23 protein-coding genes are annotated in these 25,251 nt (G+C 67.7%); 8 read left to right on the top strand and 15 right to left on the bottom strand.

Annotated elements, in window-relative coordinates; translation table 11 throughout:
- Positions 1 to 30 precede the first annotated feature (30 nt).
- The 4 genes from ACXJLH_RS08890 to ACXJLH_RS08875 form a co-directional block, all read right to left on the bottom strand.
- Positions 31 to 735: a pseudouridine synthase gene (locus ACXJLH_RS08890; protein ID WP_457443500.1), complete on the bottom strand. Its 705-nt coding sequence runs from the start codon at positions 733 to 735 to the stop codon at positions 31 to 33.
- Positions 732 to 1,145: a YchJ family protein gene (locus ACXJLH_RS08885; protein WP_457443499.1), complete on the bottom strand. Its 414-nt coding sequence runs from the start codon at positions 1,143 to 1,145 to the stop codon at positions 732 to 734. The genes ACXJLH_RS08890 and ACXJLH_RS08885 overlap by 4 nt, the downstream gene beginning before the upstream one ends.
- Positions 1,049 to 3,418, bottom strand: a complete 2,370-nt coding sequence (locus tag ACXJLH_RS08880) for a putative bifunctional diguanylate cyclase/phosphodiesterase (protein WP_457443497.1) — start codon at positions 3,416 to 3,418, stop codon at positions 1,049 to 1,051. The genes ACXJLH_RS08885 and ACXJLH_RS08880 overlap by 97 nt, the downstream gene beginning before the upstream one ends.
- A 156-nt stretch (positions 3,419 to 3,574) precedes the next feature.
- Entirely contained in the window at positions 3,575 to 4,519 is a 945-nt protein-coding gene (locus ACXJLH_RS08875; RefSeq protein WP_457443495.1) for a bifunctional helix-turn-helix transcriptional regulator/GNAT family N-acetyltransferase, read from the bottom strand.
- Between the two features lie 93 nt (positions 4,520 to 4,612).
- Here ACXJLH_RS08875 and ACXJLH_RS08870 point away from each other — a divergent pair, with 93 nt between their 5' ends.
- Complete coding sequence (locus ACXJLH_RS08870) at positions 4,613 to 4,873, top strand: hypothetical protein (RefSeq protein ID WP_394326334.1); 261 nt, start codon at positions 4,613 to 4,615, stop codon at positions 4,871 to 4,873.
- A gap of 2 nt (positions 4,874 to 4,875) precedes the next feature.
- Here ACXJLH_RS08870 and ACXJLH_RS08865 read toward each other — a convergent pair whose 3' ends face one another.
- Positions 4,876 to 5,613, bottom strand: a complete 738-nt coding sequence (locus tag ACXJLH_RS08865; RefSeq protein WP_457443493.1) for a DUF481 domain-containing protein — start codon at positions 5,611 to 5,613, stop codon at positions 4,876 to 4,878.
- A gap of 105 nt (positions 5,614 to 5,718) precedes the next feature.
- Between ACXJLH_RS08865 and ACXJLH_RS08860 the strand changes: the two genes are divergently transcribed.
- The gene (locus ACXJLH_RS08860) at positions 5,719 to 8,106 is read left to right on the top strand and encodes a UvrD-helicase domain-containing protein (RefSeq protein ID WP_457443491.1); all 2,388 of its coding nucleotides are present in this window, start codon (positions 5,719 to 5,721) and stop codon (positions 8,104 to 8,106) included.
- A gap of 151 nt (positions 8,107 to 8,257) precedes the next feature.
- Here ACXJLH_RS08860 and ACXJLH_RS08855 read toward each other — a convergent pair whose 3' ends face one another.
- Positions 8,258 to 9,070, bottom strand: coding sequence for a class I SAM-dependent methyltransferase (locus ACXJLH_RS08855; RefSeq protein WP_056198489.1), 813 nt, complete (start codon positions 9,068 to 9,070; stop codon positions 8,258 to 8,260).
- Positions 9,071 to 9,135: 65 nt separating this feature from the next.
- Here ACXJLH_RS08855 and ACXJLH_RS08850 point away from each other — a divergent pair, with 65 nt between their 5' ends.
- On the top strand, positions 9,136 to 9,558 hold the full coding sequence (locus tag ACXJLH_RS08850) for a PaaI family thioesterase (RefSeq protein ID WP_457443489.1): 423 nt from the start codon (positions 9,136 to 9,138) through the stop codon (positions 9,556 to 9,558).
- A 17-nt stretch (positions 9,559 to 9,575) separates the two neighbouring features.
- Here the strand turns inward: ACXJLH_RS08850 and lgt are convergent, their stop codons facing one another.
- Positions 9,576 to 10,502 (bottom strand): prolipoprotein diacylglyceryl transferase, encoded by a 927-nt coding sequence (lgt, locus tag ACXJLH_RS08845; RefSeq protein WP_457443487.1) that lies wholly within the window; start codon positions 10,500 to 10,502, stop codon positions 9,576 to 9,578.
- Between the two features lie 203 nt (positions 10,503 to 10,705).
- On the opposite strand from lgt, the gene ACXJLH_RS08840 reads away from it, so the two are divergent.
- Complete coding sequence (locus tag ACXJLH_RS08840; RefSeq protein WP_082567421.1) at positions 10,706 to 11,110, top strand: HPF/RaiA family ribosome-associated protein; 405 nt, start codon at positions 10,706 to 10,708, stop codon at positions 11,108 to 11,110.
- A 72-nt stretch (positions 11,111 to 11,182) separates the two neighbouring features.
- On the opposite strand, the gene ACXJLH_RS08835 is transcribed toward ACXJLH_RS08840, so the two are convergent.
- The 4 genes from ACXJLH_RS08835 to ACXJLH_RS08820 all read right to left on the bottom strand — a co-directional run bounded on the left by ACXJLH_RS08835 (position 11,183) and on the right by ACXJLH_RS08820 (position 15,426).
- A complete protein-coding gene (locus ACXJLH_RS08835; protein ID WP_457443485.1) occupies positions 11,183 to 13,147 on the bottom strand; it encodes a PhoX family protein in 1,965 nt (654 codons plus the stop codon).
- A gap of 128 nt (positions 13,148 to 13,275) precedes the next feature.
- Positions 13,276 to 14,094, bottom strand: coding sequence for a BPSS1780 family membrane protein (locus ACXJLH_RS08830; RefSeq protein ID WP_056198476.1), 819 nt, complete (start codon positions 14,092 to 14,094; stop codon positions 13,276 to 13,278).
- A 2-nt stretch (positions 14,095 to 14,096) separates the two neighbouring features.
- Positions 14,097 to 15,098, bottom strand: coding sequence for a homoserine kinase (locus ACXJLH_RS08825; protein ID WP_457349515.1), 1,002 nt, complete (start codon positions 15,096 to 15,098; stop codon positions 14,097 to 14,099).
- Positions 15,099 to 15,132: 34 nt separating this feature from the next.
- On the bottom strand, positions 15,133 to 15,426 hold the full coding sequence (locus tag ACXJLH_RS08820; protein WP_056198468.1) for a hypothetical protein: 294 nt from the start codon (positions 15,424 to 15,426) through the stop codon (positions 15,133 to 15,135).
- 42 nt (positions 15,427 to 15,468) lie between these two features.
- Here ACXJLH_RS08820 and polA point away from each other — a divergent pair, with 42 nt between their 5' ends.
- The 4 genes from polA (at position 15,469) to ACXJLH_RS08800 (ending at position 20,127) form a co-directional block, all read left to right on the top strand.
- Positions 15,469 to 18,231 carry a DNA polymerase I gene (gene polA / locus ACXJLH_RS08815; RefSeq protein ID WP_457443483.1) on the top strand — a complete coding sequence of 921 codons (2,763 nt, stop codon included), beginning with the start codon at positions 15,469 to 15,471 and terminating at the stop codon, positions 18,229 to 18,231.
- A gap of 82 nt (positions 18,232 to 18,313) precedes the next feature.
- Complete coding sequence (locus ACXJLH_RS08810; protein ID WP_162247800.1) at positions 18,314 to 18,667, top strand: type II toxin-antitoxin system prevent-host-death family antitoxin; 354 nt, start codon at positions 18,314 to 18,316, stop codon at positions 18,665 to 18,667.
- Between the two features lie 172 nt (positions 18,668 to 18,839).
- Positions 18,840 to 19,460 (top strand): AAA family ATPase, encoded by a 621-nt coding sequence (locus tag ACXJLH_RS08805; RefSeq protein WP_200955293.1) that lies wholly within the window; start codon positions 18,840 to 18,842, stop codon positions 19,458 to 19,460.
- Positions 19,461 to 19,494: 34 nt separating this feature from the next.
- Entirely contained in the window at positions 19,495 to 20,127 is a 633-nt protein-coding gene (locus ACXJLH_RS08800; protein ID WP_457322436.1) for a response regulator transcription factor, read from the top strand.
- A gap of 15 nt (positions 20,128 to 20,142) precedes the next feature.
- On the opposite strand, the gene ACXJLH_RS08795 is transcribed toward ACXJLH_RS08800, so the two are convergent.
- The 4 genes from ACXJLH_RS08795 to xdhA all read right to left on the bottom strand — a co-directional run bounded on the left by ACXJLH_RS08795 (position 20,143) and on the right by xdhA (position 25,232).
- Positions 20,143 to 20,718, bottom strand: a complete 576-nt coding sequence (locus ACXJLH_RS08795) for a hypothetical protein (protein ID WP_457349523.1) — start codon at positions 20,716 to 20,718, stop codon at positions 20,143 to 20,145.
- A 160-nt stretch (positions 20,719 to 20,878) separates the two neighbouring features.
- The gene (locus ACXJLH_RS08790) at positions 20,879 to 21,451 is read right to left on the bottom strand and encodes a peptidoglycan recognition protein family protein (RefSeq protein ID WP_457322432.1); all 573 of its coding nucleotides are present in this window, start codon (positions 21,449 to 21,451) and stop codon (positions 20,879 to 20,881) included.
- On the bottom strand, positions 21,448 to 23,766 hold the full coding sequence (gene xdhB / locus ACXJLH_RS08785; protein ID WP_457443481.1) for a xanthine dehydrogenase molybdopterin binding subunit: 2,319 nt from the start codon (positions 23,764 to 23,766) through the stop codon (positions 21,448 to 21,450). Before xdhB ends, ACXJLH_RS08790 begins: the two co-directional genes overlap by 4 nt.
- Entirely contained in the window at positions 23,763 to 25,232 is a 1,470-nt protein-coding gene (gene xdhA / locus ACXJLH_RS08780) for a xanthine dehydrogenase small subunit (RefSeq protein WP_457443479.1), read from the bottom strand. The genes xdhB and xdhA overlap by 4 nt, the downstream gene beginning before the upstream one ends.
- Between the last annotated feature and the right edge of the window lie 19 nt (positions 25,233 to 25,251).

Raw genomic sequence — 25,251 nt, 5'->3', positions numbered from 1 at the left:
CGTCGCGGCATCGCCGACGCGACAGGGGCTTCAATCAGTCCAGTCCCTGTCAATGCCGGGCCAGGTGGCGCCCGGTTGCGCCTCCAATTGCAGTGGCGATCCAGTGACCGGGTGAACCAGCTTCAGCTCGCGCGCATGCAGCCACAGCCGCTGTGTGCCCAGGAATGCTGCGACAGCTCGATTGAGCGGCCCCTTGCCATGCGTCGCATCGCCGAGGATGGGATGGGCGATGTGCTTCAGATGGCGGCGGATCTGGTGGCGGCGGCCTTGCAACGGTTCGGCTTCGAGCAGGGCGACGCGGGTGGTGGGGAAGCGCGGGTCGGTGGCCAGTGCCCACTCGATGCGCTCCAGCACGCGCCAGCGGGTCTGCGCTGCCAGCATCGCCTGCCCCGCCGACGGCTGCTCAGGGTCGCGCGCCAGCGGGTGATCGACCAGACCTTCGTCAGCACCGGGCCAGCCGCGCACAAGAGCGAGATAGCGCTTGTCCATCAGCCCCTGCTCGAACATCGCGCCGAGCAGCGAGGCAACCTCGGCCGACAGCGCAAACAGCAGCACGCCCGAGGTGCCTCGGTCCAGCCGGTGCACGGGCCAGACGGTGCGGCCGAGCTGGTCGCGCAGCAGCTGCAGCGCGGCCTCATCCTCGTGGGCCGCGAGCTGGGTGCGGTGCACCAGCAGGCCGGCCGGCTTGTCGATGGCGACCAGGTGCTCGTCCTGATAAAGCAGGGTCAGAGTCAATTTTTAAGGTCGCCGCTCAGTTCGCCGTCCAGATAGAACCACGCGCCGTTCTCGCGCACGAAGCGGCCGACTTCATGCAGCCGATGCGCCCGGCCGCCGAGCTTGCTGCGTGCGACGAACTCGACGCTGCCGTGGTCGGCGTCCGGCATCGCGGTGCGCTTCACGTCCAGGCCCAGCCATTTCAGCCCCGGCTCGGGCGCCTCCAGATCGGCAGGCCGCGTGCTCGCATGCCAGCTCGCCAGCAGATAGTCGCGCAGGTCCAGCACGAAGGCCGAGTAGCGCGAGCGCATCAGCGCCTCGGGCGTGGCTGCGGTCAGGCCCTGGCCAGCCTCAAAGGCCTTGTGCAGGGCGCCGCAGCAGTGGGCATAGGCGGCACGGCGACCGCAGGGGCAGGGCATGGAGGTTTCCATGCCGGCACTCTAGCGGGGGTATCAGCGGCCGAGCGGCCGTCGAGAAAAGACTCGATGAGCCTTGGCAAAGGCAGGGGCCGGCCGAGCAGATAGCCCTGGCCAAAGGCGCAGCCGCATTGGCCCAGCACTTCGAGCTGGTCTGCGCTCTCGATGCCCTCGGCAATGACCTCCAGCTGCAGGTGCCGGCCGAGGTCGACGATGGTCTGGGCAATGGCGCGGTCACGCTCGCCCGTGGCTAGGTCGCGCACGAAGCTGCGGTCGATCTTCAGCGAGCTGATGGGCAGGCTTTTCAGCATGGCCAGCGACGAATGGCCCATGCCGAAGTCATCCAGCGAGATCTCGAAGCCGATCTCGCGCAGCTGGTGCATGACGCGCCTGACCTGCTCGGGCTGGCGCATCAGCATGCCCTCGGTGAGCTCCAGCACCACCTGCGAGGCCGGCACTTCGAGCCCGGTCGACATGGCGCCGAGCATCTCGGGCAGGGCGCTGCTCGTGAACTCGGACGCCGCCATGTTGACGTGGACCTTGAGCTTCTGCAGTGCGGTGCCCTTGAGAGAGGCCAGGTCGCGCAGGGCCTGGCCCAGCACCCAGCGGCCGATGTCGACGATAAGGTCGCTCTGCTCGGCGATCGGAATGAACACGTCCGGCGGCACCGTCGTGCCATCGGGCTTGTGCCAGCGGATCAGCGCCTCCGCGCCATGCAGGGCGCCCGTGGCGATGTCGACGATGGGCTGGTAGACCAGGCGCAGCTGCCCGGTCTGCAGCGCCTCGTGCAGCTCGGTCTCGATGGACAGGCGCTGCGCCAGCTTGGCGCGCTGCTGGGCCAAGGTGTCGGGGCTGCTGGTCGAGAAGACATTGCTGCCGTTGCGGCCGTTCTGCTTGACGCGGTACATGGCCGCGTCGGCGCTGCGCAGCAGCTCGGGGCCGGTCTGGCCGTTCTCGGGAAAGCGGCTGACGCCAATGCTGGCCGACACGGTCAGCGCCACACCCTCGTAGCTGATGGGGCGGCTGGCGGCGGCAAGCACGGCATCGGCCAGGGCCGCCAGCGCCTGCTCGTCGCCGCTGTCAGGCACCAGCACCGCAAACTCGTCGCCGCCCAGGCGGCCGACGCGGGCCGGCGGCGGCGCCAGCTCGCGCAGCCGCTGCGCAAATGCCTGCAGCACCGCATTGCCGGCCTCGTGGCCGAAGGCGTCGTTGATGGGCTTGAAACGGTCGAGGTCGATGAACATCAGCGCAAAGCGGCGACCCTGTCGGTGGCTCAACGCGCAATGGCGATTCAGCTGGGCGTAAAAGTGGGCGCGGTTGTCCAGCTCGGTCATCTCGTCGATCTGGGCCAGGCGGTGGATGACGGCCTCGGTCTCCAGGCGTTGGGCGGTCTGGGCGATCAGCGCGCCGATGGTGGCCGAGACCTTGGGCAGCTGCGCCTCGGGCTGGCGGGCCAGGCTGCTGTAGAACTCCAGCACGCCGGGGCGGTGGCGTTCGCCGTTGTCCGACACATAGGTGACCGGGAACACATAGCCCGACCACAGCCCGCACATCTGCGCGCTGCCACGGCGCAGGAAGCGCGGGTCGGTGCTCATGTCCTCCACCCACTCGGCGCTGCCCGTGGCCCAGACACGGCCGACCAGGCCCTCGCCGGGCGCCATCTTCAGTGTCGAGCTCACCGCGCTGAATTGTTCGAGCCGGGCGTCGGGTTGGTGCCAGAAGTGCCGGCAATGCAGGCGGCCGCCGCCGTCCTCCATGTTCCAGTAGGCGCCCCACTCCCAGCCGAGGTTGCGGCAGATCAGCTGGATGACGTTGCTGATCGCATCCTCCAGCGTGTGGGTGCCGATCAGGTATTCCGTCAACGCATAGCCCAGGCGCTCGCGCACGGCCGCGTGGGTGAGGGCGGTCACGTCCTGCAGCAGGCCGTGGCGCCAGCGAGGGTGCGCCGGGTCGGGGGGCAGTGGCGTCACGCGCAGCCAGCGCAGGCCGCGGGCCAGGCCGATGACGCGGATGTCCAGTGGGAGCTGGGGCTGGGCGCCGGTCCAGAGCCGGATCAATTCCGGCAGATCGTCCTCGACGACATGGCCCAGGCAGACGCCCAGGCCGCTGGCCGAACGGGTCGGCATCTCCAGGTATTCGGCCGCCGTGGGTGACAGATGGGTGACGCCGGTCTGCGGGTCGTACCACCATTGGCCGAAGCCGGCGGCCTGTTCCAGGTGCTGAGGGCAGGCGGCAACGGGTGCGGGAAGTTGTCGCGGCGGCCCGAACTGCGTGGATGCGGCCGGCATGCTGACTTCCCGATTGCTTGTCATGGGCGGTCACAGCGCAAATCGCATGCCAGCACGGGACCGGTCCGGAATGCGCAGAACCGCACAGCGGCGGCGGAGGCCGCGGTCGGGAGCCCCGCAAGTGTGCAACGGCCCGCACAGGGCTGGTGCGAGGCGCTAGAGGGTCAGCTCCCAGCTCTCGCTGATGACGTCCTGGCCAAAGCTGTTCAAGGGCTCGCTGTGCACCAGCCGGTAGCCCTCGGCCGCGTAGATGGCGCGGGCGGCGGTCAATGCGCTCTGCGTCCACAACTCGATGTGCTTGTAGCGGGCGGCGCGGGCGAAGTCGCTGCACTGGCGAACCAGGAGCTTGCCCAGGCCGAGGCCCCGCGCATGGGGCTCCAGCAGCAGCAGGCGCAGCTTGGCGACGCCGGGGCGCGGCTTGCCGGTGGCCCCATCTTGAGATTCATCGCGTGCCTGCACGAGCATCACGCAGCCCAGGCGCTCGGTGCCGCGCGCGGCGATCCAGCAGGCCTCGCGTTGGGGCTGGAAGCGGTCGACGAAGTCGGCGCAGATGCGCGCCACCAGCGCCTCGAAGCGCACGTCCAGGCCGTACTCGGCGGCGTAGAAAGCGCCATGCCGCTCGACGATCCAGCCCAGGTCGCCTGGTTGGGGGGAGCGCAGCTCAACGGCTGCCGTGGCGTCGGGCTCCAGCACGGCCTGGATGCGCGACATCGAGCCCAGCAGCGCGTGGCGTTGTGTTGCCGACAGCGGCGCGAGCATGGCCTGGGCCTTGGCCGTGCCCTCGCGGTCCAGCGGCACGAAGGCGCGCTTGCCGGCGGGGCTGAGCTTGAGCAGTGTCTGGCGGCCGTCGCTGGGATGGGCCTGGCTGGCCAGCAGGCCGCGGTTCTTCAATCCGCGCAGCAGCCGGCTCATATAGCCAGCGTCCAGCTGCAGGCTCTTGCTGAGCGCCGAGGCGCTGATCGGCGCGTGATGCGCCAGTTCCCACATCAGCCGGGCCTCCGGCAGCGTGAAGTCGCTGTCCAGCTTCGGCGCCAGCACGCCGATGCGGCGCGTATAGAAGCGATTGAAGGCGCGGACGTCCAGGGCTTGATCGGCGGTCATGGGCCATCATCTTCAAAATACTTGCTTTTGGCAATCAATTGCCGAGCCGCTACGCTGCGGCCTTCAACGCAGACGGAGACGCGCTTGGGCATCGTGGTGTATTGGCTGGAAGGTGAGGGCGAAGAGGCGACCCCGGTCTGCCAGTTCTTCAGCAGCAAGGAGCTGACGCAGGCCCTGGCCTGGGCCGAGGACCGGCGCAGGGCAGGGCATCGCCACGTCAGCATCTCAACCGAGCTGGATGAAAGCGTGGGCCGGCCGGGCGTGGCCGCGGTCGAAGGCGGGCGAACGCCGGACGGCGAGACCTATGAATGGTCCAAGGCCGGGCGGGCCGGCAAGGTGCGCAAAGGCCGTTGAGGTCAAAACTTGTAGCCGAAGCCCACGGTCAGCAGGTTATCCGTCTTCTTGGTGCCCGCGGGCACGTGGCCGGTGTAGCGGCTGGACAGGCCGGCGTTGAGCGTCCAGCCGGCGATGATCTGCGTGGCCAGCCCGGCGTCGAAGGTGGCGCGGTTGCCGAGGTCGCCGCCGCCGGGGTAGTAGACGAGGCGCTGCTTCAGCGTCGTCGTCTCGCTGACCTTGTGGCTGGACTCTTCGCCGAACAGCACTTGCGCGCCATTGGCCTCGCTGCCGTCCGTCAGGCGGGTGGCGGTGTAGCCGAGACCGCTGAAGACGTCCCAGCTGTTGGCATCGTCCTTCACCAGGTGGTAGCCCGCGCCGCCGTTGAGGCTGTAGCGGTCGCGCACGCCGCCGGCCTTGTTGGTTTCGCCTTCCGCGCCGCCAAAGGAGAACCACTGCGGGCCGAGGTTGAAGTCGTAGCGGCCGCCCAGGCGCAACAGGTCGGCGGTGGTGGTGTCGACGCCCGCGTTCTTGTTGCGGCCGTAGTTGGCGATGCCGTAGAGGCTGAGCTTGTCTTCGGCCGTCGCGACGCTGGCATCCGCATTGGCGGCCAATGTGCGGCTGCTGCTGTTGCCGCTGGCCAGTGCGCCGGAGACGCTGAGCCCGCCGTGCCATTTGCCGTCGGGCGTGTCTTGGGCCAGCGTGGCCTGCGAGGCGAGGGTGAGGGCGATGGTGCCGAGGGCGAGAGTGAGACGTTGCATTCCGAAAGTGCTTTAGGGGAAAACCAGAAGTATCCCCAACGACCCCGCACGGTCAGCGGCGGGCGCCGGCCAGGCTGTAACGAGGGGCTTCCCTAGAATGCCGGGATGACTTCTTCCCCTGTCGACGCTGTGGTCGACGCTGCTTCCAGCCCCCTGCTGCGCAACCTCAACCCCGAACAACTCGCCGCAGTGACCGCGGCGCCGGAACCCGCGCTGATCCTGGCCGGTGCCGGCTCGGGCAAGACCCGTGTGCTGACGACCCGCATCGCCTGGCTGCTGCAGACCGGCCAGGTCAGCCCGGGCGGCATCATGGCCGTGACCTTCACGAACAAGGCCGCCAAGGAGATGCTGACGCGTCTCTCGACCATGCTGCCCTTCAATGTGCGCGGCATGTGGATAGGCACCTTCCACGGCCTGTGCAACCGCTTCCTGCGTGCGCACTGGAAGCTGGCCAATCTGCCCCAGGCCTTCCAGATCCTGGACGCCAGCGACACGACCTCGGCCGTCAAGCGTGTCATCAAGGCGATGAAGCTCGACGAGGAGCGCTTTGTGCCCAAGCAGGTCGGCTGGTTCATTGCCGGCCGCAAGGAAGACGCCCAGCGCCCCGGCGACGTGGAGCAGCGTGACGAGCAGACCAAGACCCTCGTCGAGATCTACGCCAACTACGAGGACCAGTGCCAGCGCGAGGGCGTCGTGGACTTCGCCGAGCTGATGCTGCGCAGCTATGAACTGCTGCGCGACAACGCCTCGGTGCGCGAGCACTATCAGCACCGCTTTCGCCACATCCTGGTCGACGAGTTCCAGGACACCAACAAGCTGCAGTACGCCTGGCTGAAGATGTTCGCGCCGCCGGGCTTGGACAACGGCCAGAGCATCCTGGCGGTGGGCGACGACGACCAGAGCATCTATGCCTTTCGCGGTGCCCGCGTCGGCAACATGGCCGATTTCGAACGCGAGTACCGCGTCAGACGAGTCATCAAGCTGGAGCAGAACTACCGCAGCTTCGGCCACATCCTGGACGCCGCCAACGAGCTGATCAGCCGCAACAGCCAGCGCCTGGGCAAGACGCTGCGCACCGACGCCGGCCTGGGCGACCCGATTCGCGTGCAGGAGTCGCCGAGCGACTTCGCCGAGGCGCAGTGGGTCATCGAGGAGATCCAGAGCCTGCACCGCGGCGGCATGGACCGGCAGGAGATTGCCATCCTCTACCGCAGCAATGCGCAGTCGCGGGTCATCGAGTCGGCGTTGTTCAACTCGGGCATCCCGTATCGCGTCTATGGCGGCCTGCGCTTCTTCGAGCGCGCCGAGGTCAAGCATGCGCTGGCCTATCTGCGCCTGCTGGAGAACCCGAGCGACGACACGAGCTTCCTGCGCGTCGTCAACTTTCCGACGCGCGGCATCGGCGCCAAGACGCTGGAGAACCTGCAGGACGCCGCCAAGGCCAGCGGCCGCAGCCTCTACCAGAGCGTGGGCGCCATCACCGGCAAGGGCGGCGCCAATCTGGTCGCCTTCACCAACCTGATCGACTCGACGCGCAACCTGACGCAAGGCATGACGCTGCGCGAGATCATCGAGCAGGTGCTGGAGACCTCGGGCCTGCTGGACTTCTACCGCACCGACAAGGACGGCGCCGAGCGGCTGGAGAACCTGGACGAACTGATCAACGCCGCCGAGGCCTTCGTCATGCAGGAGGGCTTCGGCAAGAACGCCGTCGGCCTGCCGGTGGACGAAGTGGCTCCGAGCGTGCAGTCCACGGGCACGCCGGGCTCGGTGCCCGACGCGGAGACGGGCGAGATCATGTCGCCGCTGGTGGCCTTCCTGACGCATGCCTCGCTGGAGGCCGGTGACAACCAGGCCCAGGCGGGCCAGGATGCCGTGCAGCTGATGACCGTTCACTCGGCCAAGGGCCTGGAGTTCGACGCCGTCTTCATCACGGGCCTGGAAGAAGGGCTGTTCCCGCACGAGAACTCGATGTCCGACCATGACGGGTTGGAGGAAGAGCGCCGCCTCATGTACGTGGCCATCACGCGGGCCCGCAAGAAGCTGTCACTGAGTTTCTGCCAGACCCGCATGCTGCATGGCCAGACGCGTTATCACATCAAGAGTCGCTTCTTCGACGAGCTGCCCGAGGAAGCGCTGAAGTGGCTGACGCCGCGCAACCAGGGCTTCGGCTCCGGCTTTGCGCGCGAGTATCAGCAGGCCTGGCAGCGGGGCTCGGGGCTCAAGGGCATGGTGGGCGCGGGCAATGTGCCCAATCGTGGAGAAAGGGCCGCCTGGGTGGAGCCGCCCGTGCCGGCCAGCATGAAGCAGAAGGTGTCCGAGGAGCACGGCGGCCTGCGCGTGGGCAAGGGGGTCTTCCACAACAAGTTCGGCGAAGGCGTGCTGCTGACGCTGGAGGGCTCGGGCACGGATGCGCGGGCGCAGGTCAACTTCGGCCGGCATGGCACGAAGTGGCTGGCTCTTTCAGTTGCGAAGCTCACTCCAATAGACTGAGTCGGCGGGATCTTCGGGCCGAGCGCTGGGCCGCTCCCGAGCCGGCCCGGTTGGCGATGTGCTCGCGGCTCGATGCCGCGAGCATCGCCGTCCCCTCGGGGGACCGACCAGACTCGCGCGCGTTCAGCGCTGCGAGGTTGGGCGAGGGGCTTCAGTGCCCCACGATGACCACGTGGGCCTGCATGCGCGAGTCGATGGCGCCGACACCGAAGCGGTCGGCGATGGCGCGGGCCGCGAGGGCCGTCATCTCGGGCAGGCGGCCCGGCGCGCGCTTCTCGATCTCGGCGCGCAACGGCGTGCCCTGGCAGAAGCCCAGGGCGGGCTGGGAAGGTGACTCCGCGCAGGCGCGCAGCGGCAGCGTGACGAAGTCCGCCTCGTGCTCGAAGCCGGCGTCGCTGAGCTCCTGGCGCAGCGCGTGGATGTCGTGGCAGCCGTGCGGCGCGCGAGCGAGGAAGCGCGGCGGGTCGTCCGGGAAGGCCTGGGCCAGGGCCTGCGTGATCGTCTCGGCCAGCTCATTGCTGTCGAGGTGATCCCAGACGTTGAAGAGGAACACGCCGTCGGCCCTGAGCACGCGGCGGATCTCGGCAAAGGCGCGCGGCCGGTCGGCGAAGAGGCTGACGCCGAACTGGCAGGCGACGAGGTCGAAGCTCTCGTCGGCAAAGGGCAACTGCGCTGCATCGGCCAACCGCCACTCGACGGGCCTGTCTGTGCCACGGGTGGCAGCCATGTCCAGCATGGTGGCGTTGAGTTCGCTGGCCACAATGTCGACGTTGTCGGGCAGCTCGCCGACGAGATGGCGCGTCAGCACGCCGGTGCCTGCAGAGATCTCCAGCAACCGCCCCGGGCGCAACGCAGCTGCCCGCGCGGCCAGGTCCTCGGCATAGGGATCGAAGAGCATGGGCACCAGATAGTGCTCATGGAGTTGGGGGATGGAGCCAGTGAAGCCCCGGTCGGCGAGGTTCATGCGGGTCATTCTGGACGCGGTGCTAGGCTGGCGGCCGCTTCCCTCGCAATTGCTTGCAAAACGCCATGTCTGAACACCGCCCCTCACATGCGGAGCTAGTGGCCTTTCTGAAGGCCGAGTTCCCGCAGAACCGCTGCACGCTGGAGGAGGTGGACGAGGACGGCAGCGTCGTCGTCGCCCATCCGGTGGGCGAGCACGAGCTCCGCCCCGGCAACACGGTGTCGGGCCCAGTCATGATGACGCTGGCCGACGTGGCCCTCTACCTCGCCATCCTGGCGCGCATCGGCATCGTGCCGCTCGCGGTTACGACGAATCTCTCGATCAACTTCCTGCGCAAGCCGCGCGCCGACCGGCGGGTGGTGGCGCGTTGCCGGCTGATGAAGCTGGGCAAGTCGCTGGCCGTGGGCGAGGTGTGGATCTTCTCGGAGGGCGAGGACGAGCCGGTGGCGCACGCGACGGGGACGTATGCGATTCCGCGTGAGCGCTGACGTGCACGGCGTTCCAGCTACTTTGGAGCAGTCTTGCTGCACGCGCGAATCATGAGCACTACGCCCAGCAGCACGAACGGAACGCTGAGCCACTGGCCGACGGAGAAGACTGCGCCGGCTTCGTATACCGCCTGCGGTGTCTTCCAGGTCTCGATCACCGCTCGTGCACCGAAGACTAGCGCGAGGAACAGGCCCGTGAGGCAGCCCGGCTTTTGCAACGCTGCGTGCCGGCGCGCGGCGATTCGAAGTGCTACGAGCACCAGCAGGTAGGCCACCGCCTCGTACAACTGCACAGGATGACGCGGGCTGGCGTCGACGCGGCTAAACACCACGCCCCAGCGCCCGGAGGTGGGATTGCCGACGATCTCCGAGTTCAAGAAGTTGGCCGTGCGAATGAGGGCCGCACCAAACGCCGCGGCAAATGTCGTCGCATCGAGCAATGACAGGAGTGGCAAGCCCGGTGCATACCGTGGCAGGCCCCAGCACAGCGCAACGACCAAGCCTACCGCGCCGCCGTGGCTGGCCATCCCACCCTCCCAGATCGCCAGGATCCTGAGGGGATGAGAAAGGTAGGACGCTGGGTCGTAGAAGAGGCAGTGAGCCAGGCGGGCGCCGAGCATGGTGCCCAGCAGCGCCCACACGACGAGGGTAGACACGTCAACGTCATGCCACCCCATCGCCGCGAGCCGGCGACGCACGCTGAATTCGGCGCCGAAGAAGGCGACCGCCCAACAAATGCCGTACCAGTGGATCTGTAGCGGACCGATGGCGAACGCGATGGGGTCAAACTGCCAGTGAAGGATGAGCGAGTCGTGCATGTTCTGGGAAAGCAGGCTACCTGAAACCGGCGCGTCGCTTGCCGCGTCTGGCGTAGCTGAGTCCCAGCGCATGCGTTCCATCGGGTCCAGCGTGGCCCGGACCTTGCCGCGCTGGCCGGCAGTCATGCGCGTTTGGTCCGGCAGGGCGTTTGAAACTTACGTCGCCCTATTGCCTATCCCATTGCCGCTGACGCCGCCGTGTGTGCGAGTTCAGTCCAGCAGGTTATCCGCCGCCGCCATGCTCGGACTTCGTTCGGCCAGGCGCCCTACGGCATGCCGCTTGCCCCTTGGTTTCAAGCGCGCGACTTCCGTACGCCGAAAGGAATGCAATGCAGGTGCAAATCGAGACCGACAACCACGTAGAGGGCCGTGAGAAGCTGATTGAGCATGTCGAGAGCGTGATCCGCGGCGCGGTCGACCACTACAAGGGCCAGGTGACGCATGTGGAGGCGCATCTGGGCGACATGAACAGCGGTGAGAAATCGGGCCCTGATGACATGCGCTGTCTGCTGGAGGCGCGCGTGGTGGGGCTGAAGAACATCGCGGTCAAGCACCAGGCCGAAAGCATGCACCAGGCCATCGAGGGCGCGGCCGACAAGTTGACGAGGGCCCTCGAATCGGCGCTGGGCAAGCAGCAAGACCGCCAGCGGCGCCATGCGGGCACCGGTGAGCTGAGTGCCGACGTGGCCCGCGAGTTCGGCGAGGGCGTGCAGCCTGCGGCCGAGCCATGGTGATGCGATAGGTGCCGGGCGCAATGACCCATGAGAAAGGGCTGCTCACGCAGCCCTTCAGTCAGACGCCGGCAATCAGCCGATCTTGGCCAGTTTGACGCTCGTGGCCGCACCGGTCAGATAGCCCACCTGGGCGCCAAAGCGGTCCTTATAGTTGGCGCGCACCAGCGGGTCCAGCGTGGCCTTGACCACGTTGTGCAGCGGCACGCCCCAGTCGCCGGGATGCTGGAAGTTGCTGGTGATGTAGGTCCAGCCGTTGAGGTCGTCCACAACGCCCAGGCCGGTGGCCTCGGCGCCCGAGGGCATGGACACGAGGCGGGTCAGCGCCTTGGTGTCGACGTTGTAGGCCCAGACGAAGTTGTTGACGTGGTAGCTGCTGTCCTCGCCGATGAAGAGGGTGCGCAGCTTCTCCGAGAACTTCAGGTTGTCGGGCGCGCCAATCTTGTCGGGGTTGGCAAGGTTGCCCAGGGCGTCGGCCGTGGCCAGGTCTTCGCCGATCAGCAGGGTCTTGGTCAGCGAAGGTACCCAGTCGCTGGTGATGGCACCGCCTGCCGTGTCCTTCTGGCCCGTGCTCAGCGTGTGGGCCAGCACGCCGCCGGCGTTCAGGGCCTTGTCGATGGTGATGTTGGCGGCCTCGTTCCAGGCCGCGTTGCCGCGCACCATGGAGCTCTGCATGTTCTGCAGCGCGGAGTAGGCGATCTTGTCCTTGGCGTTGACGGTCGTGCCCTCCATCTTGGTGAAGGCCATCGAGCCGCCCTTGAGCGCGGCGTAGCGGTGGGTTTCAAGGAAGGCGGCGGCCTTGTCCATGCCGGCCTTCACGCGCACCCACTGCACCTTGCCGCCGAGCCAGATCTTGGTGAAGCTGGCGTCTAGCGGGTCGGTGGTGGCCACGTCCATGATGTCGGTGGCCTTGAGCGTGTCGGCCAGCGCCTTGATCTCCGCGCTGGTGGCCGAGCCGAGCTTGATCCAGCTGATGGGCGCGCCGGCGGCAGCCGTGTCCAGCGAGAAGCCGGCGCCGAACTTGGCCACAAACAGCGAACCGGCGGAGAGGTCCTTCTCCTTGTCGGCCACGAACATGAAGAAGCCGCCATTGGTCGCGTCGTCGCCCATGATGGCGGTGCGGTTGTCGGGCATGACCTGGATCAGCTCATGCGAGATGCGGCCCAGGCAGTAGTGCTTCTTGATGGTGCCGCTGCCGTCGGGGTTGACGGTGACCTCCGGCAGGTGGCCGTAGTGGTAGGGGTTGGCCTGGGTCTCGCTGCCGAACAGGTTCTTGCTGTAGGCCTTGAACTGGGCGTTGCTGGCGATCGTGAAGGCGTCGGGCTCGTACTCCTCGCTGGACAGGTGCGTGCCCCAGGGCGACAAGCTGGCGCCGCAGGTGATCCACAGGCCCATTGCCGGTGCGGTGTCGACGTTGTGGTATTTCACGAGCGACAGCTTGCCTGTGGCCGGGTCCTGGTCCAGCGTCAGCACGGCGATGGGCGAGGGCAGCTTGCCGTACATGTCGGTCTTGCCGTCCTGCGCCCAGGTCGTGTATTCGAACTGCACGACGGCGAAGACGGCGTTGCCCTTGATGCCGGCAACGCTGGCGTTGTCGAGCTTGAGCAGCGAGGTGCCGTCGGGCGAATCGCTGAAGAACTGGCGGTTCTTGTCGGCCACCGTCGTGTCGATGATGGGCTTGCCGGCGAAGTCGACATAGCCGCCCGCCAGCAGGGTTCCGCCCTTGCCGTCCGGCACCAGGTCGCCGGTCGTGAAGAAGGGGGCATACGACAGCGAGAAGCCCTGGGTGCTGTCGTCGCTGAACTTGACCATCAGCGTCGAGTTGACGAGGGTCTTGGCCATGTCGGCCGGGGTGGCGAGGCTGGGGGCGGCCATCGCGACGAAGCTGGCGGACGCGAAGCTGGGAGCGGGCGTGTTGTTGTCATCGCTGCCACCGCCGCAGCCGGTCAACAGGCCGGCGACAGCGGTTCCACCGAGGGGGAGCATCAGGGGAACGCCCATGTACTTCAGGGCGTGGCGACGATTCAGGGTCTGGGACATGTTGGCGGCTGCTGTTCAGGGACTGCACAGCCAGGCCCGCACACGCCGTGCGCCGGCCTGGCACGAGCCGCGCAATGTAGGGAGCTTGCATGTCGGCCGCGTGAAAACGCGGCCGACCCAGCGAGGGGTCAGCCCTTCGAGTCGTCGAGCAGGTTCGGCGGCGCGCCGAACATGAAGCAGTCGACAAAGCTGAAGTACAGCGAGGCGTAGAACACCGCCGCCAGCACCAGGAAGCAGGCCACCGAGGCCACCGGCGCGAACTGCAGCAGGCCGAGCAGGCCGAAGACCACGCTGATGACGCCGCTGCAGGCAAACATCAGCGCCGCCCACAGCAGGGCGTTCAGCGCGAAAGCGCCCTTGTTGCGCCACAGCGCCAGCGTGCTGGAGAACAGCGACTGGGCGGCGCTCTGCCCACCCCAATGCACCAGGGCCGGTGCATGCCAGTAGGGGATCGACAGTGCGGTCATGCCGACCGCGCGGACCATGAAGCCCCAGATCAGCCGCGGGTCGGCCGCGATGGCGGCGATCGCGTCGGCGTTCGCGTCGCGCTTCATCAACTCCATCAGCTCGTGGGTGACCTCGCCGTCGATCTGGTCGGCCAGCAGCAGGATCAGCAGCATGACCAGCGCAAAGCCCGCGCACAGCACGAACTGGTGGCGGCGCCGTTCAGGCGTCAGCCGGAAGGGGGCGATGAAGACGTCCACATGGGGCATCTTGCGCTGCAGCGCCAGGTGCGTGGCCAGCATGAAGCCCAGCGAACAGACCGGAATGGCCATCAGGCCCAGCATGGGGCCGACGAAGGGCAGCGCGCTCAGCAGCATGGAAACCAGCAGCGCCAGGCCGAGCAGGCCCGAGAAGGCCAGTGGCTGGCGCCTGAAGATCTTGAAACCATGGCGTATCCAGAGCCGCCCGTTGCCGGCCGGCACCTGCTGCAAGTGCAGTTGCATCGTCATTCGCCGACCCCGCCGTGCAGTGCGTGCCAGGGCTTGGCGATGCGCTCGCGCAGCACGCGCTCGAAGTGGCGTGGGTCGTGGGCCTTGAGCAGCGAGGCCTCACGCGGCAAGTGCAGGTCAAAGAGGCGTGACACCCAAAAGCGCAGTGCCGCCGCGCGCAGCAGGGCCGGCAGCAAGCGATGCTCGGCACCGGACAACGGCCGCTCGCTCTCGTAGGCGGCGACGAACACGGCGGCGCGCTCCTCGATGAGGCGGCCGTCGGTCAGGTCGATGCACCAGTCGTTCAGGCAGACGGCGAGGTCGAACAGCCAGGTGTCGACGCCGGCGAAGTAGAAGTCGAAGAAGCCCGTCAGGCGCTCGCGGCCAGGGCCTTCGCCGGGCTCGAACATGACGTTGTCGCGGAACAGGTCGGCGTGGATGGGGCCGCGCGCGAGCTGGGCGTAGTCCTGCGACGCGGCGAGCTGTTCCTGGTAGGCCAGCTCGCTTTGCAGCAGCTCGGCTTCAGGGCCGCTCAGAAAGGGCAGGAGCTGCGGCACCACCTCGCGCCACCAGGCCAGGCCGCGCAGATTGGGCTGGTGCAGCGGGAAATCCTGGGCCGCCAGGTGCATGCGTGCCAGCGTGGCACCCACCTGGCTGCAGTGGAAGGCGTCAGGCGCCAGTTGGTGGCCGCCATGCAGACGGTCGACGATGGCCGCGGGCTTGCCCGCCACCTCGAAGAGGATCTCGCCGGCGGCGTCCGCGTGCGGTTCAGGGACCGGCACGCCGCGCTGGGCCAGGTGCTGCATCAGGCGCAGGTAGAAGGGCAGTTGCTCGGCCGTCAGGCGCTCGAACAGCGTCAGGACATAGTGGCCACTTTGATTGGCATCCTGGCAATCGACGAAGTAGTTCGTGTTCTCGATGCCCGCGCCGATGCCGCGCAGCGAGCTGAGTTGCCCGAGGGCGAGATGGTCTAGCAGGGCTTGCGCCTGCGCCGGGCTGACTTCGGTGAAAACGGCCATGGGTCCAGAAAGCGACCCCGAGGGCCGCTTGCGATCAGAATTTGAGAACTCGCCAGACCCGCGCGCCCGAGCCGCTCTTGGGCATGCCCGTGCCCGTGCCGCCGGCCGATTCGCGGCCGGCGTCGTTGACGACGATTTCGTAGTCCGGGGCCTTGGTCAGCTTGTTCTTGACCGTGACCTTCTTGGCCTCGCCGCGCACCTTCAGCTCCTCGATGCGGACCTGATCGTCCTCGGCCACGGTGCGCTCGACCTTGGGTTCTGGCGGCGGGTCAGCGAGGGCGCCGCCACACAGGGCAGCGAGCAGCAGGGGTACGGCAAGGCGCAACATGCTGCCGATTCTAGGTGGCGGGCTGCCGGACAATCCGTCGCCATGAGTAAACCCATCCTGCTGCTGGTCGACGGCTCCAGCTATCTGTATCGCGCCTTCCATGCCATGCCCGACCTGCGCGGCCCCGAGGGCCAGCCCACCGGGGCGGTGCGTGGCATGGTGGCCATGCTGAAAAAACTGCAGAGCGACATCGGCGCGGCCCACGCCGTCTGCGTGTTCGATGCGCCGGGCAAGACCTTCCGCGACGACTGGTATCCCGAATACAAGGCCCAACGCTCGCCCATGCCGCCTGAGCTGCGCGCGCAGATCGAGCCCATCCACGAGGTCGTCAAGCTGCTGGGCTGGCCCACGCTGACGGTGCCGAACGTGGAGGCCGACGACGTCATCGGCACGCTGTGCTGCATTGCGGCCCAGGAGGGCCATCGCGTCATCGTGTCGACCGGCGACAAGGACCTGGCCCAGCTGGTCAACGCCGACGTCGAGCTCATCAACACGATGAGCAACGAGAGACTGGACGAGGCCGGCGTGCTGGAGAAGTTCGGCGTGCCGCCCAATCGCATCATCGACTACCTGACGCTGATGGGCGACACCGTGGACAACGTGCCTGGCGTGACCGGCGTCGGCCCCAAGACCGCGGCGAAGTGGGTGTCCGAATACGGCTCGCTGGACGGCGTCATCGCCGCTGCGCCCACGGTCAAGGGCAAGGCCGGCGAGAACCTGCGCGCCGCGCTGGACTGGCTGCCCATGGGTCGCAAGCTGGTCACCGTGAAGCTGGATTGCGAGCTCGCCGAGCATGTGCCGGGCTGGCCCAAGCTGGAGGAGCTGGCTTTCCGCGAGCCGGACAAGGCGCGTTTGGGCGAGTTCTACGTGCGCAACGGCTTCAAGGCCTGGCTGGAGGAACTGACCGGCACCGCGGTGGTGGCCAAGCCCAAGGCGGCACCGGTGGCCAACCCGGGCCTGTTCGACGAGCCGGAACCGCCCGCCGGCGCGGCCGAGGTTGCCCGCCAGTACGAAACCATCCTGAGTTTCGAGCAACTGGAAGCCTGGCTCATCCGCCTGCACGCCGCGCCGCTGTGCGCGCTGGACACGGAGACCGATTCGCTGGACCCGATGGCCGCCCGCATCGTCGGCATCTCCTTCGCCGACAAGCCCGGCGAAGCGGCCTACATCCCGCTGGCCCACAGCGGCCCGGACGCGCCCGAGCAACTGCCGCTGGACGCCGTGCTGGCGCGGCTCAAGCCCTGGCTGGAAGACGCATCGGCCAAGAAGATCGGCCAGAACCTGAAGTACGACCGCCATGTGCTTCTCAACCATGGCGTCAACCTGGCCGGCGTGCAGCACGACACGCTGCTGCAGAGCTATGTACTGGAGGCCCACAAGACCCACAACCTGGAAGCGCTGGCCGAGCGCCACCTGGGCCGCAAGGGCCTGAGCTACGAGGACCTGTGCGGCAAGGGCGCGCACCAGATCCCGTTCGCGCAGGTCGATGTGGCCAAGGCCACGACCTACTCGGGTGAGGATTCCGAGATGTGCCTGCATCTGCACAGCGTGCTGTGGCCGCAGATCGAGGCCGACGCTGGCATGACGCACATCTACCGCGACATCGAGATGCCCACGGCCGACCTGCTCGCGCGGGTGGAGCGCAACGGCGTGCTGATCGATTCAGAACGGCTGAAGCTGCAAAGCCATGAGATCGGCCAACGCCTGGTGCTGCTGGAGCAGCAGTGCTACGAGATCGCCGGCCAGCCCTTCAACATCGGCTCACCGAAGCAGATCGGCGACATCCTGTTCACCAAGCTGGGCCTGCCGGTCGTGAAGAAGACCGCCACCGGCGCGCCATCCACCGACGAAGAGGTATTGACCGAACTCGCCGCCGACTTTCCGCTGCCGGCCAAGATCCTGGAATACCGCGGCCTGTCCAAGCTCAAGAGCACCTACACCGACAAGCTGCCACTGCAGATCAACGCCCACACCGGCCGCGTGCACACCAACTATGCGCAGGCCGTGGCCGTGACCGGGCGGCTGTCCAGCAACGAGCCCAATCTGCAGAACATCCCCATCCGTACGGCGGAAGGCCGGCGAGTGCGCGAGGCGTTCGTGGCGCCCGAGGGCTTCAGCATCGTCAGCGCCGACTACTCGCAGATCGAGTTGCGCATCATGGCCCACATCAGCGAGGACCCGGGGCTGCTGCGCGCCTTCCAGGAAGGGCAGGACGTGCACAAGGCGACGGCCAGCGAGGTGTTCGGCGTCGCGCTGGGCGAGGTCTCCAGCGAGCAGCGTCGCTATGCCAAGACCATCAACTTCGGTCTCATCTACGGCATGGGCGCCTTCGGCCTGGCCTCGGCCCTGGGCATCGAGCAGAAAGCGGCCAAGGACTACATCGAGCGCTATTTCACCCGCTTTGCCGGCGTCAAGAAGTACATGGACGAGACCAAGGCGAGCGCAGCCGAACTCGGCTATGTGTCGACGCTGTTCGGCCGGCGCATCTACCTGCCCGAGATCCGCGGCGGCAATGGCCCGCGCCGCGCCGGTGCCGAGCGCCAGGCCATCAACGCGCCCATGCAGGGCACGGCGGCCGACCTGATCAAGCTGGCCATGCTGGCCGTGCAGGCGGAACTGGACAGTGCCGGCAAGCAGTCCAGGATCATCATGCAGGTGCACGACGAACTGGTTTTCGAGGTGCCCGAGGTCGAACTGGACTGGATGCGCACCGAGGTGCCACGCCTGATGGCCGGCGTGGCCGAGTTCAAGGTGCCGCTGCTGGCCGAGGTGGGTGTTGGCGCGAACTGGGAAGAAGCGCACTGATTTTCGGCCTCCCGCAATCCCCTAAATTTCCTATTTTTCCCAAAATAGGCAAAATGCGGCCATGCCAGTCGGGAGCCTCATCATGTCTGCAGTCCTCGAACAAGCCCTGGCCGACCAGCTGCCCAGCGTGTCGGCCACCCAGCTCGTGGCGGGTATCCAGAAAGTCGGCCGCACGGTCGCGGCCCATGGCGCGGTGCTGATCACCAAGCATGACCAGCCCGCCTTCGTGCTGATGTCGGTCGAGCGCTACCGCGAAATGCAGCGTGCCGCCGAGCCCGATCTGGGTGCATTAGGCGGCGAGTTCGACGCGATGCTGGCGCGCATGCAGGACCAGGGCGAGGCGCTGGCCGATGCCTTCGCGATGACACCCGAGGCCATCGGCGCCGTGGCCGTGAAGGCCGCCAAGCCGCGCAAACCCGTTCGCAAGGCCGCCTGAATGAGACGGCCCCTCGCCCAGTTTGGCCTCGCTGGACGCGGGCCAACCTGGTCGGTCCCCCGCGGGGACGGCGATGCTTGCCGGATTGACCGGCAAGCACATCGCCTGACGGGCCGGCTTGGGAGCGGCCCGGCGCTCGGCCCGGTGCCTGTGTCCGGAACGGACTGCTGAATTGCCGGCACGCCTCTACGTGCTCGCCGGCGTCAATGGCGCTGGCAAGAGTTCCCTCGGCGGCGCGGCCATCCAGGCCAGCGGGGCCGAGTTCTTCAATCCCGACATCGCCGCCGCGCGCTTGCGTGAGCAGCAGCCCAGCCTGTCCGCCGAACAGGCCAATGGCCTGGCCTGGACGCTGGGCCGACGCGGCCTGGAGAAGGCGCTGGCCGAAAGCCTGACCTATGCCTTCGAGACGACGCTGGGCGGCACCAGCATGACCCAGTTGCTGCTGGACGGCGCACGGGGTGGTGCCCAGGTGCATGTCTGGTACGCCGGCCTTGCCACGCCTGAACTGCACCTGCGCCGCATCCAGGCACGCGTGGCCGCGGGTGGGCACGACATTCCCGAGGCCAAGGTGCGCGAGCGCTTTGACGCCAGCCGCGGCAATCTCGTCAAGCTGATGCCTCACCTGGCCAGCCTGCGCCTTTATGACAACAGCTTCGAGGCCGACCCGCGCGCCGGCCGCCGGCCCCAGCCCGTGCTGCTGTTGCAGATGCAGTTGGGCCGGGTCGTTGCCCATGCACCGCTGCGCAGCGTGCCCGCCTGGGCCAAACCCCTGCTCGCCGCGGCCCTGCGTTGAATATCATGCCGCCGCGGTTCAACGAGGAGGGGTGATGAAGGTTTTGCTGGTCGATGCTTTTCCGATGGTGCGCGCCGCGCTCACCGGCCTGATCGAGCAGCATTTCGCCGGGGCGCAGGTGCAGGGCGTGGACACTGTCGCCGCCGCGCGCGACGCGCTGGGCCAGGCCATCCCCCGGCTCGTGCTGCTGGACCTGCGCATCGATGGCGGCTTCGAGCTGCTGCAGCAGATCCACCGCGAGCACCTGCTGCTGCCGGTCGTCGTCATCTCCGGCAGCGACGACACCGAGGAGGCCCTGCAGGCTCTGGGTGCCGGCGCCATGGGCTATGTGCCCGAACGCAGCGACCTGAATACCTTGGTCCAGGCCCTGCACCTGGTGCTGGCCGGTGGCACCTATGTGCCGCCGCTCAAGCGTGCGGCTGAACCCGTTGCAGCCACACCGGCCTCGGCTGGCCCCGCGCCAGGCGACTGGGCGGAGCTGCCGCTGACGCCGCGCCAGAAGCATGTGCTGCATCTGCTCACGCAAGGCCTGTCCAACAAGCTGATCGCCCGCGAGCTGGGTGTCAGCGTGGACACCGTGAAGGACCATGTGGCCGCGGTGCTGAGGGCGCTGGGCGTGAACTCGCGCACCCAGGCGGTGGTGGTCGCGACGCAACGCGCGCGTTGACGATGGACGCCGCGGTCAGCGGTATATCACCAGCGCTCCGGTCCGATCAGCGATTCGTGGCGAGAAACCCCGGTCGATCAGGACACAGGCCGCAGCGTCGCGATAGGCCCGGGGGCGGTCTGCAGGCGAGCCGTCGAGCAAGCTCTGAAGCGTTCCCCAGCCGCCGAATCCTGTTGCAAGTTCAGCGTCGCTGTAGGGCGCCAATCGTTGCCGCATCACTTCAAGGTCGGCGTCGGCGTAGCTGATGACCAGGTTGGCCAGGGCCTCCGGCTTGGTGAATTCGAAACGCCGCTCTTTGTTGGTCAGTGCGAGCCTTAGCGTTTCCGCGTGTGAGCCGACCGGCAGGCTGTGCTCAAGTCCCAAGGCGCCGAGAAGAGAGTAGGCGTTGATGCAGCGCGTGTGAACCTCCGACGTCCGTTTGTCCACCACCGTGACCTGCACATACGGCGGCGAACTGGAAATGACGATGGTGTCGGCGTTGCCTGCGACCACGCCGTAAGCCGCGTTGAAACTTTCTTGCGATTGACGCAGGGGCGACGCGGTGCTGCAGCCTGCCGCCAGCAGTGCAGCGGTCAAAAGCAATGGTTTCATGACGTCGCCCTCTCCCGTTTCGGCATTTTGTGCACCGATTGAAGCACGCCCCAGCGGCGCCGCCCCGTCAGCGCACGTCGCATGTGCTGCACCTGCTGACGGCACGCGACGTCAGCTCGCGCACTCAGCCGTCGTGGCGGCCACGCAGAAAACCCGCTGATCAGAGGCGCTTGCCCACCTCGGCCTTGAACCAGCCGGATTCCAGGTAGGCGTACAGATTCTTGCCCGGGCAGACGGTCTGCCGGCTGTAGTCCTTGTGGCTGGCGATGGCGTCCAGGCCGAGGTGGTGTTGGCGGACCAGCCACGCGGTCAGCTCGACGGCGGCGTTGAGCTGGGCCGGCGTGGGCTGCTGCTCCTCGAAGTTGCCCACCAGCATGACGAGGGCGTGGCCGCGCGGGTCGTATTCGGTGTTGGTGTCGCCGGCCTGGGCCAGCGGCCGCGCCGCGTAGATGCGGCCGTCGGGTGCGATGACGTAGTGGTAGGGGATGTCCGCCCAGCGCTTGGTCAGGCGCGACCACTGCTGCAGCCGGCGCAAGTAGGCCTCGACGTCGGCGCCGTCCTTCCAGATCTCGCCCTGGTGGTGGATCGTGATGTGCGTGATCTGCTGCGGCGCTGCCGTGGATGTGGCTGCACTGCCGCCCCAGCTGTCGACGCTGACGATGTCGGGCGCCGGCGGTGCAGTGGCGCAACTGCCGAGCGCCAGCAGGACGGTGAGGGCGGCGATGAGCTTCAACGGACGGCGTCGATCGCGTTGAGCACCGCCTCGGCCGTGGCCGGCGCCTGCAGCGGCGGATCGCAATTCTCTGGGCCGCAGGCGGCGCAGGCGTCCTTGATGGACAGCAGGGCCGCAAACCCCAGCAGCAGCGGCGGCTCGCCGACGGCCTTGCTGCGGTGGATGGTTTCGCTGGCATTGGCCACGCCGAACAGCTCCACACGCAGTTCCGGCGGGCAATCGTTGGCGGTCGGGATCTTGTAGGTGCTGGGCGCGTGCGTGGTCAGCAAACCCGTCGTGGGGTGCCAGACGAGTTCTTCCGTCGTCAGCCAGCCCATGCCCTGGATGAAGCCGCCCTCGATCTGGCCGATGTCGATGGCCGGGTTCAGGCTCTGGCCCACGTCGTGCAAGATGTCGGCGCGCGTGATGCGGCTTTCGCCGGTCAGTGTGTCCACCAACGCCTCACAGACGGCGCCGCCCCAGGCGTAGTAATAGAAAGGGTGGCCCTGCAGCTTGCTGCGGTCCCAGTGCAGGCCGGGCGTGGCGTAGAAGCCGTCGCTCCACAGCTGCACGCGCTTCAGGTAGGCCGCGGCGACGAGTTCGCCAAAGGGCAGGCTTTGGCCGCCGCCGCTGACCTGGCCGCCATCAAAGGCGACCAGCTCGGCGGCGCAGCCAAAGCGCTCGGCGGCGAAGGCGGCCAGCCGCCCCTTGATCTTGCGCGCGGCATCCTGCGCGGCCTTGCCGTTCAGGTCGCTGCCGGTGGATGCGGCCGTGGCGGACGTGTTGGCGACCTTGCTCGTGTCGGTGGCCGAGCAGCGCACGCTGGCCAACGGCAGGCCCAACTCATGCGCGACGACCTGGGCCACCTTGGTGTTCAGGCCCTGGCCCATTTCCGTGCCGCCGTGGTTCACCAGCACCGAGCCGTCGGTGTAGACATGCACCAGTGCGCCGGCCTGGTTCAGGTGGGCGACGTTGAAAGAGATGCCGAACTTGACCGGCGTGAAGGCCAGCCCCTTTTTCAGCACCGTGCTGGCCGCGTTGAAGGCGGCGATCTCGGCGCGGCGTTCGGCGTAGCGGCTGCTGGCAAGCAACTGCGCCGTCAGCGGTTGGGCGTGCAGTTCCTCGACCCGCTGGCCGTACGGCGTCATGTCCTGGCCGGCGGTGTAGAAGTTGCGCTGGCGCACCTCGGCCGGGTCCAATCCGAGCTGGCGGGCGACACCGTCCAGGATCATCTCGATGGCAATGGCACCCTGCGGTCCGCCAAAGCCGCGGAAGGCCGTGTTGCTCTGCGTGTTGGTCTTGGCGCAGTAGCCGTGCATCGCAACATGCGGCAGCCAATAGGCGTTGTCGAAATGGCAGAGCGCGCGGGCCATCACGGGGGCGGAAAGGTCGGCGCTGTGCCCGGCGTTGGCGATCAGATCGATGTCGACGGCAAGGATGCGGCCGTCGGCGTCGAAGCCGACATCCCATCGGTAGTCGAAGCCATGACGGCGTCCCGTGACGAGGAAATCGTCGTCGCGGTCCACGCGGAGCTTCACGGGTTTCTTCAGCTTCAGCGCAGCGATGGACGCGACGCAGGCGAAGAGAGCGGATTGGCTCTCCTTGCCGCCAAAGCCGCCACCCATGCGCCGGCATTGCACGACGACACGATGCGCATGCCAGCCCAGGCAATGCGCCACGAGCTGCTGCATCTCGCTCGGGTGTTGGGTCGAGCAGTGCACGAGCAAGGCGTCGCCGCCCTCCTGCGGCACGGCCAGGCTGATCTGGCCCTCCAGATAGAACTGCTCCTGGCCGCCCAGGCTCCAGCTTCCCTGCAGCCGGTGCGGTGCGCTGGCGAGCTGTTCGGCCGGCTCGCCGCGCGTCAGGTGCGCAGGCGCCAGCACGTACTGGCCGGCGGCATGCGCTTGCAGTGCCGTCAGCAGCGGCGGCAGCGGCTCGGCCTGGATGACCTGTCTGGCCAGCCCCGCCGCGCGGCGCGCCAGTTCGCGGTGGGTCGCGATGACGGCGAACACCGGCTGGCCCACATAGCGCAGCTCGTCCGCCGCCAGGATGGGGTCGTCATGCAGCAGCGGCCCGCAGTTGTTCTCACCGGCAATATCGGCTGCGCTGAGCACGGCGACGACGCCGGGCATCTGCCGGACGCGCTCCAGGTCGACGCTCAGCAGCTTGCCGTGCGCGATCGGCGACAGGCCCAGCGCCGCGTGCAGCGTGCCGGCGGGCTCGGGCAGGTCGTCGATGTAGGGCGCGGCGCCGCTGACGTGCAGATGCGCCGACTCGTGCGGCAGCGACTTGCCGACGACGGGCTGTGCGAGGTACAGGGTTTCGGGCTTGTTCATGCCAGCACCTCTTGCATGGACGGCCAGACGCCGACAGGCACAGCGCCGACGGTTTCCAGCCACAGCTTGATGAAAAGGTTCTGCGCCACCTTGAGCCGGTAGTCAGCGCTGGCGCGCATGTCGGTCATGGGCTTGAAGTCCTGCGGCAGCGCGGCGGCTGCAGCCTTGGCAGTGGCTTCGCTCCAGGGCTGGCCGACGACGGCGGCTTCCGCCGCGGCGGCGCGCTTGACGATGGCGGCCATGCCACCGAACGCGAAGCGCGCCTCCTGCACGGCGCCGGCATCCAGCCTGATCGCCAGCACGGCGCAGACGGCCGAGATGTCGCTGTCATGGCGCTTGGCGATCTTGTGCGCGCTGAAGCGCCAGTCGGGCGAGGGCAGGGGGACATGCAGTGCCTCGACGAATTCGCCGGGCTGCAGGTCCTTCTTCATGTAGTCGAGATAGAAGTCCTGCAGTTTGAGGCGGCGCTGCTGCGAGCCGCGGCGCAGGATGATGTCGGCGCCCAGGGCGATCAGGGCCGGCGCACCGTCGCCGATGGGCGAGCCATTGGCGATGTTGCCGCCCAGCGTGCCGGCATGGCGCACCGGCGGCGACGCGAAGCGCAGCCACAGTTCACGCAGGCGGGGCACGGCGGCGGTCAGCACGGCCCAGCTGTCTTCCAGCGAAGCGGCGGCACCGATCCACAGGCCGGTACCGTCGTTGCGGATCTCGCGCAGCGCCGCGACACGGCCGGTGTAGATGACGTCCCCCAGGTCGCGGAACTGCTTGTTCACCCACAGGCCCACGTCGGTCGACCCGGCCAGCAGCGTCGCCTGCGGATAGGTCTCGCGCAGCAGGGCCAGGTCGTGGATGCTTTGCGGTGCATGGAAGCGGGCGCCGGCGTGGCCATAGTCCAGCGGCTCGTCGGCGGCCAGGGTCTGCAGAGCCTGAGCGATGGGCGCACGGTCCAGGCAGCGGGCGGGCGCGTCGAACATCTGTTCGCCGGCATCCAGGATGGGCCGGTAGCCCGTGCAGCGGCAGAGGTTGCCGGCCAGCGCATCGGCCAGTTGCTGGCGGGTGGGCTTGGTGCCGGCGGCTTGGTGGGTTTCATAACAAGCCGTCAGGCTCATGACGAAGCCGGGGGTGCAGAAGCCGCACTGGGAGCCGTGGCAGTCCACCATGGCCTGCTGGGCGGGGTTGAGCCGCTGCGGGCCGCCCAGGTCTTCCACTGTCAGCAGTGCGCGGCCGTCGAGCGTCGGCAGGAATTGGGTGCAGGCATTCACGTTGCGCAGTTGCAGCTGGCCTGATGTGTCCAGTTCGCCCTGGATGACCGTGCAGGCGCCGCAGTCGCCCTCGGCACAGCCTTCCTTGGTACCGGTACAGCCGGCATGCTCGCGCAGGTATTGCAGCACGGTGGTCGTCGGGGGCAGGTTCTGGACCTCGACGACCTCGCCGCGGTGGAAAAAACGGATGGGTCGGGTATTCATGCTGGCCTCGATTGTCGAG

It is taken from the genome of Roseateles sp. P5_E4 (assembly GCF_054049255.1).
The sequence above is the reverse complement of the archived record's forward strand: the minus strand, read 5'-3'. Positions and strand labels throughout refer to the sequence as shown.